General features: G+C 70.9%; 22 protein-coding genes and 1 pseudogene. 11 read left to right on the top strand and 12 right to left on the bottom strand.

Features of this window, described 5'->3' with window-relative positions; translation table 11 throughout:
* The first annotated feature begins 41 nt into the window (after positions 1-41).
* Positions 42-1,109 (top strand): 30S ribosomal protein S2, encoded by a 1,068-nt coding sequence (locus FV227_RS03535; RefSeq protein ID WP_147727746.1) that lies wholly within the window; start codon positions 42-44, stop codon positions 1,107-1,109.
* A gap of 121 nt (positions 1,110-1,230) precedes the next feature.
* Complete coding sequence (tsf, locus tag FV227_RS03530; RefSeq protein ID WP_147727745.1) at positions 1,231-2,151, top strand: translation elongation factor Ts; 921 nt, start codon at positions 1,231-1,233, stop codon at positions 2,149-2,151.
* Between the two features lie 118 nt (positions 2,152-2,269).
* Here tsf and FV227_RS03525 read toward each other — a convergent pair whose 3' ends face one another.
* Complete coding sequence (locus tag FV227_RS03525) at positions 2,270-2,554, bottom strand: helix-turn-helix domain-containing protein (RefSeq protein WP_210246693.1); 285 nt, start codon at positions 2,552-2,554, stop codon at positions 2,270-2,272.
* Positions 2,517-2,825 (bottom strand): BrnT family toxin, encoded by a 309-nt coding sequence (locus tag FV227_RS03520; protein WP_246688364.1) that lies wholly within the window; start codon positions 2,823-2,825, stop codon positions 2,517-2,519. The genes FV227_RS03525 and FV227_RS03520 overlap by 38 nt, the downstream gene beginning before the upstream one ends.
* Before the next feature lie 148 nt (positions 2,826-2,973).
* Here FV227_RS03520 and pyrH point away from each other — a divergent pair, with 148 nt between their 5' ends.
* From pyrH to dxr, 4 genes are all read left to right on the top strand, one after another.
* Positions 2,974-3,696, top strand: coding sequence for a UMP kinase (gene pyrH, locus FV227_RS03515; RefSeq protein ID WP_147727744.1), 723 nt, complete (start codon positions 2,974-2,976; stop codon positions 3,694-3,696).
* Positions 3,697-3,831: 135 nt separating this feature from the next.
* Entirely contained in the window at positions 3,832-4,395 is a 564-nt protein-coding gene (gene frr, locus FV227_RS03510; RefSeq protein ID WP_147727743.1) for a ribosome recycling factor, read from the top strand.
* Between the two features lie 180 nt (positions 4,396-4,575).
* The gene (locus tag FV227_RS03505) at positions 4,576-5,436 is read left to right on the top strand and encodes a phosphatidate cytidylyltransferase (protein WP_147858288.1); all 861 of its coding nucleotides are present in this window, start codon (positions 4,576-4,578) and stop codon (positions 5,434-5,436) included.
* 14 nt (positions 5,437-5,450) lie between these two features.
* Positions 5,451-6,629 carry a 1-deoxy-D-xylulose-5-phosphate reductoisomerase gene (gene dxr / locus FV227_RS03500; RefSeq protein ID WP_147858287.1) on the top strand — a complete coding sequence of 393 codons (1,179 nt, stop codon included), beginning with the start codon at positions 5,451-5,453 and terminating at the stop codon, positions 6,627-6,629.
* A gap of 119 nt (positions 6,630-6,748) precedes the next feature.
* Here dxr and FV227_RS03495 read toward each other — a convergent pair whose 3' ends face one another.
* Complete coding sequence (locus FV227_RS03495; protein WP_147729715.1) at positions 6,749-7,390, bottom strand: TetR/AcrR family transcriptional regulator; 642 nt, start codon at positions 7,388-7,390, stop codon at positions 6,749-6,751.
* A 126-nt stretch (positions 7,391-7,516) separates the two neighbouring features.
* Between FV227_RS03495 and FV227_RS03490 the strand changes: the two genes are divergently transcribed.
* Together FV227_RS03490 and FV227_RS03485 are read left to right on the top strand one after the other, a co-directional pair.
* Positions 7,517-8,737: an HlyD family secretion protein gene (locus FV227_RS03490; protein WP_147858286.1), complete on the top strand. Its 1,221-nt coding sequence runs from the start codon at positions 7,517-7,519 to the stop codon at positions 8,735-8,737.
* Positions 8,738-8,742: 5 nt separating this feature from the next.
* Positions 8,743-10,329: pseudogene (locus FV227_RS03485) on the top strand (DHA2 family efflux MFS transporter permease subunit); the annotation flags it as partial.
* A 120-nt stretch (positions 10,330-10,449) separates the two neighbouring features.
* Here FV227_RS03485 and FV227_RS03480 read toward each other — a convergent pair.
* The 3 genes from FV227_RS03480 to FV227_RS03470 form a co-directional block, all read right to left on the bottom strand.
* Complete coding sequence (locus FV227_RS03480) at positions 10,450-11,367, bottom strand: outer membrane beta-barrel protein (RefSeq protein ID WP_147858306.1); 918 nt, start codon at positions 11,365-11,367, stop codon at positions 10,450-10,452.
* Positions 11,368-11,780: 413 nt separating this feature from the next.
* Positions 11,781-12,617 carry an outer membrane beta-barrel protein gene (locus FV227_RS03475; protein ID WP_147729206.1) on the bottom strand — a complete coding sequence of 279 codons (837 nt, stop codon included), beginning with the start codon at positions 12,615-12,617 and terminating at the stop codon, positions 11,781-11,783.
* Between the two features lie 198 nt (positions 12,618-12,815).
* Positions 12,816-13,829 carry an outer membrane beta-barrel protein gene (locus FV227_RS03470; RefSeq protein ID WP_147858285.1) on the bottom strand — a complete coding sequence of 338 codons (1,014 nt, stop codon included), beginning with the start codon at positions 13,827-13,829 and terminating at the stop codon, positions 12,816-12,818.
* A 216-nt stretch (positions 13,830-14,045) separates the two neighbouring features.
* Between FV227_RS03470 and FV227_RS03465 the strand changes: the two genes are divergently transcribed.
* Together FV227_RS03465 and FV227_RS03460 are read left to right on the top strand one after the other, a co-directional pair.
* Complete coding sequence (locus tag FV227_RS03465; RefSeq protein ID WP_147729946.1) at positions 14,046-14,297, top strand: hypothetical protein; 252 nt, start codon at positions 14,046-14,048, stop codon at positions 14,295-14,297.
* 36 nt (positions 14,298-14,333) lie between these two features.
* Entirely contained in the window at positions 14,334-14,642 is a 309-nt protein-coding gene (locus FV227_RS03460; RefSeq protein ID WP_147729947.1) for an MmcQ/YjbR family DNA-binding protein, read from the top strand.
* A 122-nt stretch (positions 14,643-14,764) separates the two neighbouring features.
* Here the strand turns inward: FV227_RS03460 and FV227_RS03455 are convergent, their stop codons facing one another.
* Positions 14,765-15,391 carry a LysE family translocator gene (locus FV227_RS03455; protein ID WP_147858284.1) on the bottom strand — a complete coding sequence of 209 codons (627 nt, stop codon included), beginning with the start codon at positions 15,389-15,391 and terminating at the stop codon, positions 14,765-14,767.
* Between the two features lie 117 nt (positions 15,392-15,508).
* Between FV227_RS03455 and FV227_RS03450 the strand changes: the two genes are divergently transcribed.
* Positions 15,509-16,402, top strand: a complete 894-nt coding sequence (locus FV227_RS03450) for a LysR family transcriptional regulator (protein WP_210246692.1) — start codon at positions 15,509-15,511, stop codon at positions 16,400-16,402.
* A gap of 61 nt (positions 16,403-16,463) precedes the next feature.
* Here the strand turns inward: FV227_RS03450 and lptB are convergent, their stop codons facing one another.
* From lptB to FV227_RS03425, 5 genes are all read right to left on the bottom strand, one after another.
* The gene (gene lptB / locus FV227_RS03445) at positions 16,464-17,237 is read right to left on the bottom strand and encodes an LPS export ABC transporter ATP-binding protein (RefSeq protein ID WP_243950730.1); all 774 of its coding nucleotides are present in this window, start codon (positions 17,235-17,237) and stop codon (positions 16,464-16,466) included.
* A gap of 86 nt (positions 17,238-17,323) precedes the next feature.
* Positions 17,324-18,133 carry an LptA/OstA family protein gene (locus FV227_RS03440; RefSeq protein ID WP_147728820.1) on the bottom strand — a complete coding sequence of 270 codons (810 nt, stop codon included), beginning with the start codon at positions 18,131-18,133 and terminating at the stop codon, positions 17,324-17,326.
* Positions 18,130-18,894: a lipopolysaccharide-assembly, LptC-related protein gene (locus FV227_RS03435; RefSeq protein WP_147728819.1), complete on the bottom strand. Its 765-nt coding sequence runs from the start codon at positions 18,892-18,894 to the stop codon at positions 18,130-18,132. Before FV227_RS03435 ends, FV227_RS03440 begins: the two co-directional genes overlap by 4 nt.
* 474 nt (positions 18,895-19,368) lie before the next feature.
* Positions 19,369-19,995: a nucleotide exchange factor GrpE gene (gene grpE, locus FV227_RS03430; protein WP_243938182.1), complete on the bottom strand. Its 627-nt coding sequence runs from the start codon at positions 19,993-19,995 to the stop codon at positions 19,369-19,371.
* An 82-nt stretch (positions 19,996-20,077) separates the two neighbouring features.
* Positions 20,078-22,870 (bottom strand): [protein-PII] uridylyltransferase, encoded by a 2,793-nt coding sequence (locus tag FV227_RS03425; protein ID WP_147728175.1) that lies wholly within the window; start codon positions 22,868-22,870, stop codon positions 20,078-20,080.
* Positions 22,871-23,062: the final 192 nt, after the last annotated feature.

The raw sequence follows: 23,062 nt of genomic DNA, 5'->3' as shown, positions 1-23,062 counted from the left end.
ACCTCCGCGGCGGCATAAACCGGAAAGAAAGCGAAAGACTCATGGCCGTCGATTTCACCATGCGCCAGCTCCTCGAGGCCGGCGCCCATTTCGGGCACCAGTCGCACCGCTGGAACCCGAAGATGCAGCCCTACATCTTCGGCACCCGCAACAACATCCACATCATCGACCTCGCCCAGACGGTGCCGGCGCTGCACACCGCGCTGCAGGCGGTGAGCGACACCGTCGCCAAGGGCGGCCGCGTGCTGTTCGTCGGCACCAAGCGCCAGGCGGCCGACACGATCGCCGAGGCCGCCAAGCGTTCGGCCCAGTACTACGTCAACTCCCGCTGGCTCGGCGGCATGCTGACCAACTGGAAGACCATCTCCGGCTCGATCTCGCGCCTGCGCAAGGTCGACGAGACCCTCGACACCGGCGGCCCGGGCCTCACCAAGAAGGAGCGCCTGATGCTGTCCCGTGAGAAGGACAAGCTCGAGAAGGCGCTCGGCGGCATCAAGGACATGGGCGGCGTGCCCGACCTGCTGTTCGTGATCGACACCAACAAGGAGCAGCTCGCGATCAAGGAGGCCCAGCGCCTCGGGATCCCGGTGGCCGCGATCGTCGACACCAACTGCAACCCGGACGGCATCACCTACGTCGTCCCGGCCAACGACGACGCCGGCCGCGCCATCGCGCTCTACTGCGACCTGATCGCCCGCGCCGCCATCGACGGCATCTCGCGCGGCCAGGGCTCGTCGGGCGTCGACCTCGGCGCCTCCGAGGAGCCGATGGCCGAGGAGCTTCCGTCGGACGAGGCCGCCGCCGTCTCGGTGGAGTCGGGGGCCCTCGATCCGGCCGACGTCGCGATGCTCGCCGAGTCGACCGAGCATTTCGAGCTGCTCGCCGCCCCCCGCGGCGCGCCGGACGACCTGTCCAAGCTCCACGGCGCCGGCCCGCAGATCGTACAGAAGCTCAACGACGCCGGCATCTACCACTACTGGCAGATCGCCGCGATGAGCCCGGAAGACGTCGCCAAGGTCGACGCCGACCTGAAGCTCAACGACCGCTTCGGCCGCGACGGCTGGGTCGCCCAGGCCCGCGGCTTCGTCGAGGCCCAGGCCGCCGCCTGATCGCCCGCCGGGATCGCGGCGGCCCCATCCGGGGCGCCATGATCCGCACCACCACATTCGGGCCCGGCGTTCACCCCTGGACGTCGGGCTCCTCTCATCTGAGATGACGAAAGGACCGGCCATGGCCAACATCACCGCCGCGATGGTGAAGGAACTCCGCGAGAAGACCGGCGCGGGCATGATGGACTGCAAGGGCGCGCTTAACGAGACGCAGGGCGACCTCGAGGCCGCCGTCGACTGGCTCCGCACCAAGGGCCTCGCCAAGGCCGCCAAGAAGGCCGGCCGCGTCGCCGCCGAGGGCCTCGTCGCCGTGGAGTCCTCCGGACACCACGCCGCCATCGTCGAGGTGAATTCCGAGACCGACTTCGTCGCCCGCAACGACGCCTTCCAGGCCTTCGCCCGCGAAGCCGCCAAGATGGCGCTCGATTCCGACGGCACCCTGGACAGCCTCCAGGCCGCGCACTTCCCCGGCGGCAGCGAGACCGTCTCGGAGAAGCTGCAGAACCTCATCGCCACCATCGGCGAGAACATGAACCTGCGCCGCGTCGCCAAGCTCGACGTGACCAAGGGCGTGATCGCGAGCTACGTCCACGGCCAGATCTCCGAAGGCCTCGGCAAGATCGGCGTGCTGGTCGCGCTCGAGTCGGAGGGCGACGTCGAATACCTGTCGACGCTCGGCCGCCAGATCGCGATGCACGTCGCCGCCACCAACCCGGTGGCGCTCGACGCCTCCGGCGTCGACGCCGCCACGTTGGAGCGCGAGTCGAACATCCTGCGCGAGAAGAACGCCGGCAAGCCCGACCACGTGATGGCGAAGATCGTCGAGAGCGGCCTGAAGAGCTACTACAAGGAGGTCACCCTCCTGGAGCAGCCCTTCGTGCACGACGGCTCGAAGACGATCACCCAGGTGATCAAGGAGGCCGCCGGCAAGGCCGGCGCCCCGGTCGCGCTCACCGGCTTCGTGCGCTACGCGCTCGGCGACGGCATCGAGAAGGAAGAGGGCCCCGACTTCGCCTCCGAAGTCGCCGCCATGTCGCGCTGAGCCAAGTTGCGCTGAGTCATGTCGCGCTGAGCGACATGATAGGTTCTTCCGAGGAGCCTCGGCCGCAAGGCCGGGGCTCTTCGCGTTCCGGCACCCGACGAAGCCGCCGGCGTCTCGCTCAAGCGACGGCCGCGGCGACCATGTCCGGATGCCGGGCGATGACGCGAACGTAGGCGACCGCGAAATCGGGAGGCGTGGTCCGAGCCTGTTCCCAATCGCGCAGGGTTCCGAGCGGGACACGGAACCTGAGGGCGAACGCGGCTTGCGAAAGGCCCAGCGTCGTGCGCGCCATCCGGATCAGCCGGGCCTTCTGCGCCCGATCCAAAGCCGTCGCGGGGACATCGAAATCCTCCGGGTCGCTGGTCTCAGAGGCCAGAATCGTAGGCTCGTCCTTCACCGGCATTGCTTCGCCTCACAGAGATGAACCGTGGCCACCCGTTTCGCCAGGTGAACACGGCCGCGTGGAGTTTGCCCTCGACCAGACCAATGGCCTTGAAACGTTCCTCGCCGTCCCGCGGCCGGACGGAGGGAATGATCGGGTGGGCCTCGTCCGCCATGATCTTGTCGCCGAACGCGAGCGACAGGCCGTGCCGTTCGCGGTTGATCGCATCCTTGCCGGGATCGAACGGCTCGCTCATCCCACGAATGATACGGAAATCCCGTACCTTCAACAAGGCGACATCCGAGGCCGGCAGCCGATTTTTCCGAAACGGTCCGCGGAGAGCGGTCTCCGGGGCCTCGACGGTCCCGGGCGGCCTGACGTAGAAGCCCCTCGGTTCTGGATCAGGTTCGGCCGTGTCGCCGGACCCTATGAGGTGGACGATGCCGGAGACGACGCCGTTTCGCCGGGTGCTGGTGAAACTCTCGGGCGAGGCGCTGGCCGCCCCCGACGGGTACTGGCTCCATCCGCCGACGCTGGCGGGCCTCGCCGAGGACATCGCCCGCGCCATCGAGGCCGGGATCGAGGTCGCGCTGGTGGTCGGCGGCGGCAACATGATCCGCGGCGCGCGGATCTCGCAGGCCGGGTTCATCGACAGGGCCACCGGCGACTCGCTCGGCATGATGGCCACGGTGATGAACTCGCTCGCGCTCGAGACCGCGCTCAACGCGGCCGGCGTCCCCGCGCGGACGATGTCGGCGGTCTCGATGCCGACGATCTGCGAGACCTACGCGCGCCAGCCGGCCCTGCACCACCTCGACAAGGGCCAGGTGGTCGTGCTCGCCGGCGGCACCGGCAACCCGTTCTTCACCACCGACACCGCCGCCGTGCTGCGCGCGGCCGAGCTCCGCTGCGACGCGGTCCTGAAGGCGACGCAGGTCGACGGCGTCTACTCGGCCGACCCGAAGACCCATCCGGAGGCGACCCGCTACGACCGCATCACCCACGACGAGGCGATCGCCCGCGACCTCAAGATCATGGACACCGCCGCCTTCGCGCTCGCCCGCGAGAGCCGGCTGTCGATCGTGGTCGGCTCGGTGCACCCGCCCTCCTCGATCACTGCGATCCTCACCGGGCATGCGGCCTCGACCCTGGTCGTGCCTTGAGGACGGCGGGCGTCCCCGAGGGGCGTTGCGGTTTGCGGCCTCACGGGATTTCGTTCATTGAGGCGCCGACGCGCTCTGGCCCGGCGGGCCGGCTCGACCGACGAACAGTGAAGACGTTTCGGGAACTCTGAGACAATGGCTACACCGGACTTCGACCTCGCCGACATCAAGCGCCGCATGCAGGGCGCGGTCACGGCGCTCTCCAAGGATCTCGGCTCGCTGCGCACCGGCCGCGCGACGCCGAGCATCCTCGACCCGATCCAGGTCGACGCCTACGGCGCATCGATGCCGATGGCGCAGGTCGCCACCGTGAGCGTGCCCGAGCCGCGCCTGCTGTCGATCTCGGTGTGGGACCGCGGCATGGTCACGGCCGTCGAGAAGGCGATCCGCGAATCCGATCTCGGTCTCAATCCGCAGACGGAAGGCCAGACCATCCGCCTGCGCATCCCCGAGATGAACGAGCAGCGCCGCAAGGAGATGGTCAAGGTCGCGCACAAGTACACCGAGGAGGCCCGCGTCGCGGTCCGCCACGTGCGCCGCGACGGGCTCGACCACCTCAAGAAGCTGCTCAAGGACAGCGCCATCTCCGAGGACGACGAGAAGCGCCAGGCCACGGAAGTGCAGAAGGTCACCGACCAGCACATCGCCGAGGTCGACGGGGTGCTGGCGTCCAAGGAAAAGGAAATCATGCAGGTGTGAGGCGGCCTCGGCCCCGCTCCCGAGGGGAGGGGGCGTGACGGTGCCTGCGCCGACCTGTGAGGAAACGCTAGACCGGGCCGGCTGCCCCGGGGCCGGCGACGTGACGGAGAGGGGACGCGTGGACGGGAAGCACTCTGCGCGCCTTGCATCCGCGCGGACCGACGGTTCGAGGGCGCGGTGATGGCCGCCGACGACAGGGCGGTGGGCGCGCGGAAGAACCCGTTCGCGAACCGTGAGTTCGGCCTGCGCGTGGTCTCCGGGCTCGTGCTGGCGGCGATCGTCGTGGCGGCCCTGGTGGTCGGCGGCTGGGCCTTCGCCGTGATCTGGCTCGCCGCCGGGATCGTCGGCGCCGCCGAATGGATCGGCATGAGCCGGACGACGCCGCGGCGCGCGCTACTGGCCATCGTCGCCGGCACGCTGATCCTGGCGGCGGCATGCTTCGAGGGCGACGCGCCGACCTACGCGGTGCCGGTGCTCCTGGCGCTCGGCGCTGCGCTCTGCCTGATCGTGGCGGAGGGGCCGGCCGGGCGCCTGCGGGCGCTCGGCGCCCTGTTCGGCGGCGCGGTCGTCGCCCTGGTGCCGGTGGCGCTCCGCGACGCGCCGGCGATCGGCATCCTCGGGCCGGCTTGGATGTTCGCCGTGGTGTGGTCGACCGACGTGGTGGCCTACTTCACCGGCCGGACGCTCGGCGGGCCGAAGCTGATGCCGCGGGTGTCGCCGAAGAAGACGTGGTCCGGCGCGCTCGGCGGGCTCGCTGGCGCGGTGGTCGCCGGTCTCGCGGTCGTCGCGCTCGCCCGGGCGCAGGGCTGGAGCCCGCTCGCCGAGACCGCCCTCGTCTGGGTCGGGCTCGCCAGCGCCGTCGCCTCGGTCCTGAGCCAGGGCGGCGACCTCGTCGAATCGGCCCTGAAGCGCCGCTACGGCGTCAAGGATTCCGGCAAGTCCATTCCGGGCCATGGCGGGGTGATGGACCGGCTCGACGGGTTCTTCGCGGTCGCGTTGCTCGCCGGCCTGTACCTGATCCTGCGCCGCCTCGCGGCCTGACGGAGTTTTTCGCCGTGACCCACACCGTCACCATCCTGGGCGCCACGGGCTCGATCGGCCGCTCGACCACCGACCTCCTCGCCCAGCACCCGGATCGCTTCCGGGTGGGCGCGGTGGTCGGCGGCCGCGATGCGGCGGCCCTGGCCAAGGTCGCGCGCGAGACCGGCGCGCGCTTCGCCGCGCTCGCCGATCCGGCCGGCGGCGCGGCGCTCGCCGAGGCGCTGTCGGGCTCCGGCATCCCGTCCGGGGCGGGCGAGGCGGCGGTGCTCGACGCGGTAGCGCAGGAGGCCGACATCGTCGTCGCGGCGATCAGCGGGGCCGCCGGCCTGAAGCCGACCCACGAGGCGCTCCGCCTCGGGCGGCAGGTCGCGCTCGCCAACAAGGAGAGCCTGGTCTGCGCCGGCGACGCCTTCATGCGCGACGCCAAGCGCTACGGCGCGACCATCCTGCCGATGGATTCCGAGCACGACGCGCTCAGCCAGGCGATGGCCGGCCGGCCGCTGGAAGACGTGCGCACCATGATGATCACCGCCTCCGGCGGCCCGTTCCGGACCTGGACGCGCGAGCGCATCGCCGCCGCCTCGCCGGCGGAGGCCGCCGCCCACCCGACCTGGTCGATGGGGATGAAGATCAACATCGATTCCGCCTCCCTGATGAACAAGGGGCTGGAGCTGATCGAGGCGCATCACCTGTTCGGCATCGAGCCGGGCCGCCTCGACGTGGTGGTGCATCCGCAATCGGTGATCCACGGGATGATCTATTGGCTCGACGGCGCCGTCACCGCCGAGCTGGCGCTGCCCGACATGCGCGTGCCGATCTCGCACTGCCTCGGCCTCGGCGACCGCCTGACCATCGCCCGCGGCCGGTCCCTCGACCTCGTGGCTTTGGGCAGCCTCACCTTCGAGGCCGCCGACGAGGCGCGCTTCCCGTGCCTGCGGATCGCCCGCGCGGCGCTCGCCGAGGGCGGCGCGGCGCCGACGGTGATGAACGCGGCCAACGAGATCGCGGTGGCGGCCTTCATCGCCGGCACGATCCCGTTCTACGGCATCGCCGACCTCGTCGAGCGCGCGATCGCGCATTTCGCGGGGATCCACCGCACCACCCCCGACGGCGTCGAGGAGGCCCTGGCGATCGACGCCGAGGTGCGGGCCTGGAGCACGGCCGCTTTGCCGCGGATGCGCGCGGCCGGCTGAGCGCGACGGGTTTTCCGATCCGCACCGGCGTTTCCCTCCCCCCTTGAGCGGAGGAGGAAAGGGTGCTCGGAGTCGAGGCCTGGCCGCATCCGCACGTCGTCGGGAGCGAAGGGCGTGCCTCAGCGCCCCGGGCCGTAGCCCGCGAAGAACACCCGCACGGCCTCGCGGATGCGATAGTCGATCTCCTCCCGCGTCACCGGATCGCCGGCGTGGAAGAGCAGGCGCGTCAGCAGGCCGGCCTGGCAGAGATGCAGGAAGTGCTTGGCGGCGAGGTCCGTGTCCGCCGCGTTCAGGCGCCCGGCCGCCACCTGCGCGTCGAGGTAGGCGGTGAGCCGCGTCACGCCCATCGCCGGGCCGGCCTCGAAGAAGGCCTGCCCGAAGCGCGGGAACTTCTCGCAGGCGCCGATCACCATGCGGATCACCGCCACGTGCTCGGGCCGCACCATCTCGATGAGGTAGGTGGTGCCGAGCCGCGTCAGCACCGCGGCGACGTCGGGGTCGTCGGCATCCAGCAGGAACAGGGCCTCGGCCAAGCCCCGCTTCTCCTCCAGGGTCAGCGCCTCGAACAGCGCCTCCTTGCTGTCGAAGTAGACGTAGAGCGTGCCCTTCGAGACGCCCGCCGTGCGAGCGATCTCGCCCATGCTCGCGCCGTCGAAGCCCGCGCCCATGAAGACCTGGCGCGCGCCGTCGAGGATCTGGCGGCGCTTGTCGCTCTCGGGCGTGACGGCGTCTCGTTCCAGCGTCGCGGGGGTCGCGGGCATCTTGGCGATCCTGATTGACCGAACCGTTCGGTCAATGATATCTACTGCGTTGGAACGGCGGACGTCAATCGTCCTCGTTGATGACCGAACCGTTCGGTCAGCAAGTTTCAAGCTGGGATTTCGGGCATGTCGTTGCGCGAGGATAGCGACCGGATCGATGCGGCCGAGGCGGCCGACGCCGTGCGGGACGAGCGCGCCGAGGCGCCGCGCGCCACGCCGAAGGCGGCCGCGGCCTCGTCCCACGTCCCGGCTCCCACCGAGGCCCCGGTGGTCGGGAAGCGCTCGCGCAAGACGCTCGTCCTGGCGGGCCTGCTCTGCGCGGCGTTGGCCGGGGGCGGCTACCAGGGCTGGCAGTACTGGACCGTCGGGCGGTTCTTCGTCACGACCGACGACGCCTACGTGCAGGCGGACATCTCGGTGCTCGCCGCCAAGATCTCCGGCTACCTCGAAGCCGTCCCGGTGGTGAACGGGCAGTCGGTCAAGAAGGGCGACGTGATCGCCCGGCTCGACGACGGCGACTACCGGCTCGCGCAGCAGGCGGCGCAGGACAAGCTCGCGACCCAGGAGAGCACCATCGTGCGGATCGGCCGGCAGGCCGAGGCGGCGCAGGCGCAGGTCGTGCAGATGGCCGCCCAGATCGACGCGACCAAGGCCGACGCGGTGCGGGCGCTCGCCGACTACAACCGCGCGACCCAGATGCAGGCCGACTACGTCGCGAAATCCCGCCTCGACCAGGCCAAGGCCGACCGCGACCGCACCGATGCCGCGGTCAAGGGGGCCGAGGCCGGTCTGATCGCGGCCAAGGCCAACGTCGAGGTTCTGCACGCCCAGCAGCGCGAGGCCGAGAGCCTCGCGGCCGAGCTGCGCACCGCCGTCGACCGCGCCAAGCGCGACGTCGCCTTCTCGACGATCCGGGCACCGTTCGACGGGGTCGTCGGCAACAAGGCGGTGGAGGCCGGCGCCTACGTCGCGCCGGGCTCGCGCGTCGCCGCCCTGGTGCCGCTCAAGAGCGTCCGCATCGATGCGAACTTCAAGGAGACCCAGCTCGTGCGCGTCCGCCCCGGGCAGCACGTGCGCATCGAGGTCGACGCCTATCCCGACCGCGAGATCGCGGGCGAGGTCGAGTCGCTCTCGCCCGCCTCGGGCTCGGTGTTCAGCCTGCTGCCGCCCGACAACGCGACCGGCAACTTCACCAAGATCGTCCAGCGCCTGCCGGTGCGGGTGAAGGTGCCGGCTGACGTCGCCGCCGAGGGCCTGCTCCGGCCCGGCCTGTCGGTGACGGTCCGCATCGACACCCGCGACGGCGCCGACGCGCCGCTCCTGCGGACCGCGCATAAGCAGGACTGACCGCCATGGCCGCGACCGCCGCCGCCGGCCCCGGCCGAGCCCCCATCCCCGCGGCGTCGCCCTCCGCGACGGCCGAGCCGCCGCTCGACCGCCGCCGGATGGTGGCGTTCCTGTGCATGGTGTTCGGGATGTTCATGGCGATCCTGGACATCCAGATCGTCTCGGCCTCGCTCAACGAGATCCAGGCCGGCCTCTCGGCGTCGGGCGACGAGATCCCCTGGGTCCAGACCAGTTACCTGATCGCCGAGGTGATCTCGATCCCGCTCTCGGGCACCCTCTCGCGGGTGCTCTCGACCCGGTGGATGTTCGTGATCTCGGCCGGCGGCTTCACGCTGATGAGCGTGATGTGCGCCACCGCCTCCTCGATCGACGAGATGATCGTCTGGCGCGCGCTGCAGGGCTTCATCGGCGGCGGCATGATCCCGACGGTGTTCGCCTCGGCCTTCACCATCTTCCCGCCGTCCAAGCGCTCGATCGTCTCGCCGATGATCGGCCTCGTGGCGACGCTGGCGCCGACCATCGGCCCGACGGTCGGCGGCTACCTGACGGACCTCGGCTCCTGGCACTGGCTGTTCCTGATCAACGTGATGCCCGGCATCGCCGTCACGGTCTCGACCTTCTTCCTCGTCGACTTCGACGAGCCGAACCTCGACCTATTCAGGAGCTTCGACTGGTACGGGCTCGCCGGCATGGCGGGCTTCCTCGGCTGCCTCGAATACGTGCTCGAGGAGGGGCCGAACCACGATTGGCTGCAAGACGACGCGGTGGCGATCTGCAGCGTCATCGGCACGGTCTCGGCGGTCGGCTTCTTCTGGCGGGTCTTCACCGCGAAGCAGCCGATCGTGGACCTGCGCGCCTTCGCCGACCGCAACTTCGCCGCCGGCTGCGCGGCGAGCTTCGTCCTCGGCATCGGCCTCTACGGGCTGACCTACCTCTACCCGGTCTACCTCGCGCGGATCCGCGGCTACTCGGCGCTGCAGATCGGCGAGACGATGTTCGTCTCGGGCCTGTGCATGTTCGCCACCGCGCCGATCGCCGGGCGGTTCTCCGGCAAGGTCGACCCGCGCATCCTGATGGCGATCGGGTTCTCGGGCTTCGCCGCCGGGACCTGGATCGTCACCGGGCTTACCAAGGATTGGGACTTCTGGGAGCTGCTGTGGCCGCAGGTCCTGCGGGGCTGCTCGCTGATGCTGTGCATGATCCCGATCAACAACATCGCGCTCGGCACCCTGCCGCCGGCCCGGATCAAGAACGCCTCCGGCCTCTACAACCTCACGCGGAACCTCGGCGGCGCGGTCGGGCTCGCGCTGATCAACACCCTGCTCAACGACCGCTGGGACCTGCACCTCGAGCGCCTGCACGAACGCTTCACCTGGGCCAACGGCGCGGCCCTGGAGCGCCTCGACGCGATGCGCCGCCAGTTCGAGGCGACCGGCGGCGACGCCGAGAAGATGGCCCTGAAGGCGATGACCAACACCGTGCGGATGCAGGGGCTGGTGATGAGCTTCGAGGACGTGTTTCTCGTTCTCACCGGCCTGTTCCTGCTGATGGCGCTGGCCACGCCCCTGATCCGCAGGCCCGCGGCGGCGGCCGCCGGGGGCCTGCGGCGCCCCGGGCCGGGGGCGGGCCCCGCGAGGGCGGCGAGGGGGAGCGAGATCCGAACGGGCATCGGGGTCATCCGGCGCGAGGGAAGGCGGTCGGCGGCTTGCCGGTCAGAACTTGACGGCCGCGCCGCCGCGGACGGTGTTGAGGTTGGCCCTGTGCCCGTCGAAGTCGTTGAACAGCACGTACTGGTATTCGGCGCGGAGCAGGATGCTCGGCGTGATCGCGTATTCGAGACCGCCGCCCAGAGCGACGCCGCCGACCGTCTTGGTCTTCGACTTACTGACATAGGTGGAGTAGGGGACGCCCGTCGTGGGATCGGTCTGGCTGAACGTTCCGGCACGATAACCGAAGTTCTCGACGTAGGCCGGCTTGCCGACCGTCAGAGCCTGGTTAGCGTTGTAGGTGGTGGCGTTGTATCCCGAATCCTCAATGAACACGCCGTCCGCGATGCGGGCGCGACCGATCGCGAAACCGCCCGTTACGTAAGGCAGAAGGTTGCCGAAGGCGTAGCCTGCGCGCGCGCGGATTGTCCCGAAATCGTTGATCTTGGTGCTCGAGGCGCCGTTCAGGCTGACCGTCTCGAGATAACCGAGGCTGTTGGTCTTGAAACGGGAGATGCCGTCCGAAGACGAGCCGCTGCGCCCGAAGCTGGTGTAGTCGACTTCGATACCGAGGACGACGTCGTCGAACTGGACATTGTAGCCGGCGTACCCGCCGAAGCTCACGTCGCCCACGCGTCTGGGCTTCGACGTTAACAGGTTGGAGGCGCCGAAGTCCGACTCGGCAGTCGAGTTGTGCGTCTGCTGGATGATCAACGGCTGATACGACCTCTGGAACCCGAGCGCAGCCGAGCTGTACCCGCCGTGCCCGCCGACATACACGCCGCTCCAGTCGATCGCCGTGACCGCGACCGGCGGGTCGTAGTCGGGGCCGCGGAGGAAATCGTAGTCGAGGTCGGCGGCGCGGGCCGTGGTCGGGCCGGCCAGGCTCAGGGCGGCAAGAAGTGCGCGGGAAGTCTTACGCATCGCGGTCGTCCTCGGGGCGGCAACACGACCGCACTACGAAACCTGTTCTCTCTTGATAGGAGAGTAACCTTAATGGCTGGTTTCGATATCGGCCGGCGTGCCGTGCCAATGCGGGGATGCGACGCGAAAACCGGAACGAAGACGGGATTTTACCGCACGCCCGCGCCCGGCGACCGGGCCGAGGCTTCGATCCGCGGATCGCGACGCCACCCCGACCGCCGACGCCCGTGGCTTCGGGCGTCGGCTCGCCCGCCGTGCCGCGGACGAGCGCCCGCATGCGACGGTCGCGAGGTGGGAAATCCGATACCGTCCGGGGGCGGTCACGCCCCCGATCCAGCCATCTCGCCGCAGGGCAAGGGGCCGCGCGAGGCCCGCGGCCGCTTCGCGTCCGTCGGCGATCGCCCGGTCGCGGATCAGTTGCCGTAGGCGCTGCCGCCGAGGCCGGCGAGGCTCGGGCCGCTGCCGAAGCCACCGAGGTCGTAGCGCAGGCCGAGGCGGAACTCGTTGGCGGCGATGTCCTTCAGCCGCGTGCCGGCGTTGTAGGCGTCGAGCCCGCTCTTGGCGTTGCCGAAATCGACGTAGCGATAGGCCGCGTCCAGGCTGAAGCCGCCGCCGATCGCGTAGGAGACGCCGCCGGTCAGCGCCCAGGCGAGCGAGGCGACCGAGCGGTTCGGGCGCGTCACGGCGGTGCGCAGGCCGGTGCCGGGGTTGCCGTCGCAGGCGTCGACCGTGCAGGTGGTCTGGGTGTAGCCCCGCGCCACGCCCATGTCCGAGACGCCGATGCCGGCGCCGACATAGGGCGTCAGCCCCCACCAGGTGCCGAGGTCGGCGTAGACGTTGACGAGGGCGGTGAGCGCGGAGACCTGCGCCGCCTCGACGTTGTAGCCGGTGGCGAAGTTCGAGCGCGAGGAGGCGGCGCCGTAGCGGGCCGGCTCGCGCTGGTCGACGGTCGCGTCGACGCGCAGCCACGGGGTGATCCGGTAGCCGACGCCGCCGCCGTAGCCGGCCGCATCGCTCAGGCGCAGGCCGACGAGCGGCGGCATGCCCGGGTCGTTCGCGTCCGCCCGGGTGTCGTCGTGCGGGCGCGCGTAGGCCGATTCGGTGAAGTCGGCCCGCAGGTACCAGCCGCCGCCGACCGCGACCGGCGGCGCCATCGGCGGGGGCGGGGGCAGCAGGTCGGCGGCCTCGGCTCGGCCGATCCCGAGGAGAAGCAGCGCCGCGGCGGCGAAGCGGCGTTCGAGCGCAGCCATGGGGAAAGTCCTCACGCAAGATCAACAGTTGCATCCCGTAGGACGACTTGACGAGGACCCTAAACCCCAAATCTTGTGAACGGCTTAACCGTATTTCGCGGTCCGTGGCGCGCGTCTTGGCCCTGAAACGAAAGAAGACGGCGCGGATCGGATCCGCGCCGTCTTCGATGTCGAGGCCGTGCAGGTTCGGTACGTGTCTCAGTACTTGCGGACGAGCGGGCCCGGGGCCGGCTGATAGTCGGGCACCAGCGGCGGCAGCGGCGCGGCGACGAGGCCGCCGAGCAGGTAGCGCACGCCGATCTTCACGTCGTGGGCCTCGATGTCCTTGATCTTCACGCCGGCTCCGGCCTCGCCGCAGCAGGTGGAGAAGCTGGCGCCGGTCGAGGCGTGGCCGAGGTTCAGGTAGCGGTAGGCGAGCTCGACCTTGAACGCGTCGGTGACGTTGTAGGCGAGACCGGCATGGAGCGCCCAGGCGAAGCTGCCGGTGGTCTTGTCCTTGTACGACTTGGTCGTCGCCTGGCTGTTGTAGACCGGCGTCGCGTTGCCGTTCGCGTCGACCGTGTAGGTCGGGGTGTAGTTGTAGGTCGGCGGGGCGCAGGGGCAGCCGCCGTATTGCGGGTTGCCGTAATCGTAGGCGTAGGTCGGGCTCGTGAACTGGCCGTTCGTGCCGTAGCCGGAGACGTGGTTGAAGGCGTAGCCGGCGCCGGCGCCGATGAACGGCGTGATGCCGTACCAGGTGCCGAGGTCGAAGTAGGCGTTGGCGAGGACGACGGCCGAATCGAAGTGGCCGCTCGACTTGTTGATGCCGTACGAGCCGAGGCCGTTGTCGTAGTCGGGGCCCCTGTAGTACTCGCTGCCGCGCAGGCCGGTGGAGTAGCGGTACTCGCCGGTCACGTCGCCGCGCAGGAACGGGGTGAACTGGTAGCCGACGCCGACCCCGGCGAAGCCGCCGCCGCCGACCTCGTTGCCGTAGGAGCGGTTCGCCTCCGGGTAGCCGGCATAGTCGTAGGACGTGCTGTACTTCGCCCGGTCGTAGACGCTGGCCCCGACGTCGCCGCGCAGGTACCAGCCGCCGCCGACCTCGATCGGCGGGGCATAGGGCGGCGGGGGCGGGGGCGGCAGCAGGTCGGCGGCTGCGGCCAGTGAGGGCGCGCCGACGCTCGCCGCGAGCGTCAGGGTGCGCACCAAAGCGACGAGCTTGGAGCGGGCCATAAGAATTCCTTCACGCTTAAATGTGCCGGAAGCTTTCGGTGCCGGCTCTGGTGACCTCCCGGACCATGGCCGCAAGGTCTTAAAGCTGGCTTAACGTTAAAACTTAGCGTTATGGATTGTTTGAGGTGCGCAATCCTGCACGTCCCCGATGCGGTCCTGCGGACACAATCGCCGTTCCGGGCGTTGCCTGCACAGCCTCCACCGAGCGAGATCGACATGACGCGCCTGTTCATCGCCGACGTCCGGACCCCGTCCGGCCCGCGCCCCCTGGTCACGGTGCGCGCGGCCTCGGAGGCCGAGGCGCTGCTGTTCCTCGAGGCGCACTACCCCGAGGACCGGATCGAGGCGGTGGCCGAGCCGGGCGAGTGGGCCAGCGATGCCGCGACCGGATCGAACCCCGGCGACGTCCGCGAGCATCCCGGCAGCACCTGGCCGACCAGCCTGTCGCGGGCGCCCGCCGGGCCCTGAGCGGTGCTGCCGGAGGACGTGCGCGCCCTCGCGCTGATGCTGCCGGAAGCGATCCCCGGCGCGCACAAGGGCAACCCGGATTTTCGCGTGGGCGGCCGGGTCTTCGCGACGCTGTGGACCGAGGAGGACCGGCTGGTGCTGCGGCTGTCGCCGGAGGACCAGGAGCGCCTGCTGGAGGCCGAGCCGGGCCTGTTCTCGGCCATCGACGGCGCCTGGGGCCGCCGCGGCTGGACCAACCTCGACCTCGACGCCTGCGAGGAGGAGATTTTGCGGGACGCCCTGCTCGCCGCCTGGCGCGCCACGGCGCCGGCCGGGCTGGTGTCGGTCTACGAGCCGACGGCGTGAGGGCGGCCGTCCCGTGAGCCGGTGCTGAGCGCCGCCCGCTTGCGTCATTCGGCCCGCCGCCGTGGTGGTGATCGGGACGGCCTGGCGCCCCGTCGATCGCCGGGCGGGTCGTCGGGCTCGCCTCAGGCCTCGGCGAGCAGCTTGGCCGCGAACGCACCGAGCATGCCGCCCATCAGCCAGCGCTGCGCCCGCATCCAGGACGGGCGCCGGGCGAGGCCGGCCGCCAGCGCCCCGGCCGTGGTGGCGATGACGACGCCGAAGGCGAGGTTGAGGGCGATGTGCATCAGGCCGAGCACCAGGGTCTGAGCCAGCACGCTGCCGTGGCCGGGGATCACGAATTGCGGCAGCAGCGCGAGGTAGAGCAGCGCCGCCTTGGGGTTCAGCAAGGTCGTGGCCAGCCCCATCGCGAGCACCCGGCATGGGCCGGCCTGCGGCAGGTCCGCGGCCTGGAACGGCGAGACGCCCCCGGGGCGCACTGCGGACCAGGCGAGGAGCAGCAGGTAGGCCGCCCCGGCGAGCCGCAGGGCATCGTGGGCGTAGGGCACCGTCGCAAGCAGTGCCGTGATCCCGAAGGCGGCGCAGGCCATGTAGAGCAGGAACCCCAGCGCGCTGCCCACCAGCGAGACCAAGCCGGCCCGGCGCCCCTGCGCGATCGAGCGCGAGATCAGGTAGATCATGTTCGGCCCCGGCGTGATCGCCAAGCCGAGGATCACCGCGCCGTAGGCGACGAGGGTGGGATGGTCGGGCATCGTCGGGCTCCTGCCGCACGCTTCGTGGCGGCGCAGCCCCGGATTTCCCATCGGCCCTTCGATCGGTAAAATACCATCTCAAGATCCCTGTGATACGGCTGGGCTATCGAAGTGACCGTGGACGTCCGGTTGATCCGGCACCTCTGGCTGTTCCTGGCGGTGGCCGAGGCACGGCATTTCGGGCGTGCCGCCCAGCGGCTCGGCATGTCGCAGCCCCCGCTGAGCGAGGGCATCCAGACCTTGGAGCGGATGCTGGGCGCGCGGTTGTTCGACCGCGACCGCCGCGGCGTGCGGCTCACGCCCGCGGGCGCCGCGATCCTGCCGGCGGTGCAGGTCTTCGCCGGCCAGGTCGAGCGCTTGGAGCGGGCCGTGCGCGAGGCGGTCGCAGGCCGGACCGGCACGCTGACCGTCGGCGCGATCAACTCGGCGCTTCTGGAGGACTTGCCGCCGATGGTGGCGCGCCTGCGTGCGGCCCAGCCGGGGCTGACGATCGCCGTGCGCGAGATCGACAGCGTCGAGGCGGTGCCGCTGATCGAGGCGGGCGAGATCGATCTCGCCTTCGCGCGCCTGGAAGGGGAACTCGGCCCGAACATCCGCTCGCGGCCGGTCGCCACCGATCGTCTCGCCGTCGCCCTGCCGCGCGATCACCGGCTGACCGGGATGGCGGCGGTCCCGCTGGCGCTGCTGGCCGATGCGGATTTCGCGATGTTCGCTCGCCGCTCCAGCCCGGTCTACTTCGACCGGGTGACGGCAGCCTGCCACGCGGCGGGGTTCGCGCCGCGCATCGTGCACGAGGTCCGCGCCGTGACCTCGCAGATCGCCTTCGTGGCCTGCGGGCAGGGTGTCGCGCTGGTGCCCCTGCGCTTCGAAGGGCTCGCCCCGCCCCAGGTCGTGATCCGACCGCTGGCCGAGAACGTCGAGATCGTCGCGGCGGCCCTGGTCTGGTCGGACGCCCGCAGCAATCCTCTGGTCGACGCGGCCATCGCGTCGTTCACGGAGCCGACCGGATGAGGCTTCCCACCCCGAGCCGTCCTTCCGGTCACGACACCGGGCCCGACCGGAGCCGCCGCCGCTACAGCCGGAAATCCTCGCCGAGGTAGAGCCGGCGCGCGTCGGCGTTGGCGACGATCTCCTCCGGGGTGCCCTCGGTGAGGATGCGGCCGGAATGGGCGATGTAGGCGCGGTCGATCAGGCCGAGCGTCTCGCGGACGTTGTGGTCGGTGATCAGCACGCCGATGCCGCGCTGCTTCAGGTGCTTGACGAGGTCCTGGATGTCGCCGACCGCGATCGGGTCGATGCCGGCGAAGGGCTCGTCGAGCAGCATGAAGGTCGGCGACGAGGCCAGCGCCCGGGCGATCTCGCAGCGCCGCCGCTCGCCGCCCGAGAGCGCGATCGACGGGGACTTGCGCAGGCGCGCGATGTCGAATTCCTCGAGCAGCGAATCGAGCTTCCTCGCCCGCGCCTTGCGGTCGGGCTCGGCGACCTCGAGCACGGCGCGGATGTTGTCCTCCACCGTCAGGCCGCGGAAGATCGAGGCTTCCTGCGGCAGGTAGCCGATGCCGAGGCGCGCGCGCTGGTACATCGGCAGGTGGGTGATCGCCAGGCCGTCCAGCGTGATGTGGCCGCGGTCGGCCGCCACCAGCCCGGTGATCATGTAGAAGATCGTGGTCTTGCCGGCGCCGTTCGGCCCGAGCAGGCCGACCGCCTCGCCGGTCCGCACCGTGAGCCCGGCCTCGTGCACGACGGTGCGCGCGCCGTAGCTCTTGCGCAGGCCGCGGACGCTGAGGATGCCGGGGCCGCCCTCGACCTCGGACGGCGCGGCCTCGGGCCGGGCGCGGCCGAGCACCCGCCCGAGCCAGGACGGGCGCGGGCTCGCGGTCTCGGACCGGTGCGGGGAGAGGGCCTGACCGCCGGGGACGCCGATCGAACCGCTCAATTGGCCTGGGCCCGCGTCTTGCCGTCGGACTTGCCGTCGCCCTTGGCGGCATCCGTCTTGGCTGCGTCACCCTTGGCCGCGTCACCCTTGGCGGCGTCGGCCGGCTTCGGCGCGGTCCTGGCGATGCCGGCGGGCTGCGCGCAGCCCTTGGCGGGCTTGTCCTTCTCGGCCTTCTCGCCCGGCACGAACAGGGCGGAGACGCGCCCACCCGGCACCGGGTCCATGTTCGCGCGGCCGGTGTTCATGTCGTAGACGAGGCGTTGGCCGCGGGTGACGTTCTGGCACTGGCTCAGCACGACGTTGCCGGTGAGCACGATGCGCTTGGCCGCCTGGTCGAACACCGCGCTGTCGCCGGTGGCGACCTGGTCCTTCTGCACCACCGTGACCGGGCCGGCGCATTCCACCTTCTGGATGCCGTTCTCGCCCATGCCGGCCGCATCCTTGGGCTTGTCCTCGGCCTCCGCGGCCGGGCTCGCCTTGTCCTTGGCGTCCTTGTCCTTGCCGCGCTTGTAGTGGACCGTCATCGTCGAGCAGCGGATGGTGCTCTCGCCCTGCACGGCCACGACGTTGCCGGCGAAGATCGCCTTGCTCTCGCGGTCGAACACGTCGAGCCGGTCGGCGTCGATCTTGATCGGCTCCTTGCCGCCGCCCATCGATCCGAACGGCGAGGTCGGATCCTTCTTCGGCGCCGCCGCGACGGCCGGCTTCTCGGCCCGGGCGGGCGCGACCGGCAGCGCAACGGAGAGAAGCGACGCGGCCGCGAAGGCGGCGGCGAGCCGCGCCGGCAGACCGGACAGGCCCGTCATGGGCGGCCGTCCGTCGGCTCGGCCGAGGAGGTGAGGACGCGCAGGGGCGCCTTGGCCGGCTCGGCCTTGTCGTCGGCCTTCGCGTCCTTGGCCTTGTCCTGGTGGAACACGGTGTGGACGTTGCCGATGAACGAGATCACGCGGCCGTTCTCGACCACGTCGAGCCCGTCGGCGACCACCTGGCCGCTCGGCACCGACACGGTGACGGTCTCGGCCGATTTCACGCTGCCGGCCTTGAAGTCGACGGCGGCCGATTGCAGCCGCGCCTCCTCGCCCTTGTCGGTCCAGATCCGGATGTCCTGCTTGAGGTCGAGCGCCTCGCGGGTGGTGTCGAACAGCCCGGTCGCCGCCTCGATCCAGGCGAGGCCGCCCTTGTCGTCGGTGGCGACGTGGCCGCGCATCGCCTCGAGCTCGATCAGGCTCGGCTTGCGCATGTCCTGCAGCGCGGCGGTGGCGGTGACCTCGTAGCCGCGGTCGCCCTTGCGGAAGCCGGAGAGCTTCGGGTTCTCCATCCGCACCTTGGTGCCCGACAGCGTCACCGGCCCGACGCTGACGCCGGGGATGACGGCCGCGAACGGGTTGAACAGCCAGGCTCCGAGCGCGATCACCGCGCCGCCCGCGACCAGGGGCAGCACCCGGCGCAGCGTGCGCACCTGGGCGCTGTGGCGATGGGCGCGCGCATGCGCGCGGGTGCGGCGCAGGTCGGTCCGACCGCTCGCCTGGGCGTACCCGTTCATCTCGACCGCGTCGACGACCTGCATGACGATTCCGATGCGCGACGCTGGGGCGATGCGCCCGCGAGCCCGGCCCCGACGCTTCGCGCGCCGCGCCGACTCGTCCGGGATGCGCCCGGCCGATGGCGAAGTTATGGCCCAAGCGTTTCCGAATGTTCAACTGTCGCCTGCATCCGGAAGCCGTGCGGGCGAGGATTCGGCGGACGCGCCGTGCGTTCGCGCACGGCGATGGCGTGGCCGTTCCCGGATGGCGTGCGCTGCCGGCGCCCGACCCGCGCGGGCCGCTGTCGGACTGTCCTGCGACGCCCGATCGCCCGTCCCTCCCGCCCGGCGGGGGAAGGGCGCCTTTCCCGTCCGAGACGGGCGCGCGGTGCGTGGCGCGATCGATCCGGCGCCGAGATCCCGCGCAGCCGCGAACCGACGGGCCGGGCAGGAAGGCGTCGCGGCGGCGCCCCCGAGGCGGGACGCAGGCCGGACGAGGCCCGGCCTGCGTCGGCCGCCTTACGCCTGCGCGGCGTCCGCCGGCGCGCCGGCCTTCGGGCCGCCCTTGGCGACGCCGACCAGGGCCGGGCGCAGGGTCCGGTCGCCGATGACGTAGCCCGACTGGACCACCTGCACGACGGTGCCGGCCGGCACCTCCGGGTCGGGCACCTCGAACATCGCCTGGTGGCGGTTCGGGTCGAAGCGCTGGCCCTTGGGCTCGACCACCTTCACGCCGTGGCGCTCCAGGGTCTTGGCGAGATCCCGCTCGGTCAGCTCGATGCCGTCGATCAGGCCCTTCAGGGCGCCCTCGGCCGAGGCCCGCGCCTCGGCCGGGACGCTGTCGAGCGCGCGGCGGATGTTGTCGGCGACGTTGAGCACGTCGCGGGCGAAGTTGGTGACCGCGTAGGTCCGGCCGTCGGCGACCTCGCGCTCGGTCCGGCGGCGCAGGTTCTCCATCTCGGCCAGCGTGCGCAGCGTGCGGTCCTTCAGCTCGTCGCGCTCGGCGGTCATCGCCGCGAGCTTCGCGTCGGCGGCCGACCCGTCCTGGGACGCGGGGGCGTCGTGCGGCGCCTCGTGCGCCACGCCGGCGCCGGCCTCGACCGTGCTCTGGCGCGGGTCGTCATGCTGCATGTCGTTGCTCGTCATCGCGAAAAGGGCTCGCCGGGTGATTTCGGGGTCGGCGTTGATATCAGGCGCGCGGGCCGCGAAATCAACCCGGCGAAGCACATCACGCCTCCCGCGGCGGCGGCGCGGCGACGAGCGCCTCCAGCCCCTCCGCCTTCATCACCGCCACGTCGCCGGCGAAGACCTCCATCACCGCGCTGCGGATCGCCGCCTGGCGGTCGGGCTGGGTGACGCGGGTGCCGGTCAGGTCGGTGACGTAGAACACGTCCACCGCCCGCTCGCCGAAGGTCGCGACATGCGCCGAGGTGATGTTGAGGTTGAGGCGGTTCAGCGCCGTGGTCAGCTCGTAGAGCAGGCCCGGCCGGTCGAGGCCGGTGACCTCGACCACCGTCTCGCGGCTGGACAGCGCGTTGTCGATCGCCACGTCCGGCGGGACCAGGAAGGTCTTGGCCCGGCCGGTGGAGGGCGGGTGCTTGTCGGCCACGAGCTCGGCGATCTTGATCTCGCCCTTGAGCGAGCGCTCGATCGAGGCGGTGATGCGCCGGCCGCGGCGCATCTCGTCCTCGTCGCGCTCGAAGGCGCGGGAGATGAAGATCGAATCGAGGGCGAAGCCGTCGCTGGTGGTGAAGGCCTGGGCGTCGACGATGTTGCCGCCGGCCGCCGCGCAGGCCCCGGTGACGATGGCCAGCAGCCGCGGGTGGTCGGGCGAGTACACCGTCAGCTCGGTGACGCCGCGGACCGGATCGGTCTCGACGTCGGTGGCGCTGGTGCGGCCGGCCTCGATCGCCTGGCGGATGAAGCCGGCGTTCTTGAACTGGCGCACGCCGTCGACCTTCAGCCAGTAGGCCTGGTTGTGGCGCGCGGCGTAGGCGTCGAACACCTCCGACGACCAGTCGGGCAGCTGCTCGCGCAGGCCCATCTGGATCAGCCGGACGCGGTCGGTGCGGGCGATCTCGGAATGGCCGCCCGACAGCACCACCTCGGTCTCGTCGTAGAGGGTGCGGATCAGCGTGCCCTTCCACGCGGTCCAGACGCCGGGGCCGACGGCGGTGATGTCGGCGACGGTGAGGATCGTCAGCAGGCGCAGGCGCTCCAGCGTCTGCACCACGGCGGCGAACTTCTCGATGGTCTTCGGATCCGAAAGGTCGCGGCTCTGGGCGGTCATCGACATCAGGAGATGGTGCTCGACGAGCCAGGCCACCGTCTCGGTCTCGGCCTGGGTCAGGCCGAAGCGCGGGCACAGCTTCTGCGCGATCGCCGCGCCGGCGATCGAGTGGTCCTCGGGCCGGCCCTTGGCGATGTCGTGGAGCAGGATCGCCACGTAGAGCGCGCGCCGGTTGTGGATCGCGTTGACCAGGCGCGAGACCAGCGGGAACTGCTCCTCGGTGCGCCCGGAATCGATCGCCGCGAGCACGCCGAGCGAGCGCAGCAGGTGCTCGTCCACCGTGAAATGGTGGTACATGTTGAACTGCATCATCGCGACGATGCGGCCGAAATCCGGGATGAAGCGGCCGAGCACGCCGGCCTCGTTCATCTGCCGCAGCACCGATTCCGGCGAGTTCTTCGAGGTCAGGATCTCGAGGAAGAGGCGGTTGGCCTCCTCGTCGGCGCGCAGGGCGTGGCCGATCAGGCGCAGGGAGCGGTTCGCCAGGCGCTTGGCGTCGGGATGGATCGCGAGGTTGTGCCGGTCGGCGAGCCAGAACAGGCGCAGGAGGTTGACCGGATCGCGCTCGAACGCGTCCTCGGCGCGGACGTTGACCCGGCCGTGGTCGAGCCAGAAATCCTCCGCCTCGATCGCGGTGGCGCGGAACCGATCGCGGAACTTGCCGATCCAGCGGTCGAGCACCGGCGTGCGCTTGGCGTGGCGCGCCTCCAGCTCGGCGCAGACGATGGCGGTGAGGTCGCCGACGTCCTTGGCGATCAGGAAGTACGCCTTCATGAAGCGCTCGACGCCCGACAGCCCGCCGCGCGGCCCGAAGCCGAGGCGCTCGGCGATCTTCGGCTGCAGCCCGAAGGACAGCCGCTCCTCCGCGCGCCGCGTGACGAAGTGCAGGTGGCAGCGCACCCGCCACAGGAACTCGTCGCAGCGCTCGAACAGGCGGTACTCCTCCGCCGTGAACAGGCCGGCGGCGACGAGCTCGACCTGGTCGCGCACCCGGTAGGTGTACTTGGCGATCCAGAACAGGGTGTTGAGGTCGCGCAGGCCGCCCTTGCCGTCCTTGACGTTGGGCTCGACCAGGTAGCGCGAGGAGCCGGCCTTGGTGATGCGGCCGTCGCGCTCGCGCAGCTTGGCCTCGACGAACTCGTGCGCGGTGCCCATCACCAGCTCGGCGTCGAAGCGCGTCACCAGCTCCTCGAACAGCACCCGCGTGCCGAACAGGAAGCGCGCCTCCAGGAGCGCCGTGCGGATCGTCATGTCGGCGCGGGCCTCGCGCAGGCATTCCTCGACCGAGCGGGTGGCGTGGCCGACCTTCAGCTTGAGGTCCCACAGCACGTAGAGCATCGCCTCGACGACGCTCTCCGACCATGCGGTCTGCTTGTAGGGCAGCAGGAACAGGAGATCGATGTCGGAGCCCGGCGCCATCGTGCCCCGGCCGTAGCCGCCGGTCGCCACCACCGCGAGCTGCTCGCCGGTGGAGGGGTTGTCGTTCGGATAGAGCCGCCAGACCACCGCGTCGTGGATCGCGCGCACCACCGCGTCGGTGAGGTTCGACAGCGCGCGGGCGCAGCGCATGCCGTCCCGGTCCTTCAGAAGCTGCGCCTCGGCCGCCGCGTGGCCGGCCTCGATGACCCGCTTCAGCTCCGGCACCAGGACGGCGCGGAGCTTCGTCGGCTCACGAGCCTCGCGATCCAGGGCATCCAGAACCTTGTCCAGGGCAGCGACGGCATCGAACATGGGTACCCGTTAGCATGAACTGCCGGTGCTGCCAGCGGGGCCGGGCTTCTGGACAGGCGCGCGGCGTCGAGCCAGGGTCCTCGAGCCGGGGCTCGTCAGCGAAGGGCCTCGGGCGAGGGGCCGCGAGCAAGAGCCACGCCGAAGCCACGCTCGATCCGGATCCGCCGGAGCGGGCGGGGTGCCGGTGGGCGA

It is taken from the genome of Methylobacterium sp. WL119 (assembly GCF_008039875.1).
Classification (GTDB): Bacteria; Pseudomonadota; Alphaproteobacteria; order Rhizobiales; family Beijerinckiaceae; genus Methylobacterium.
Note: the sequence above shows the minus strand (reverse complement) of the source record. Positions and strands in the feature narration are given on the sequence as shown.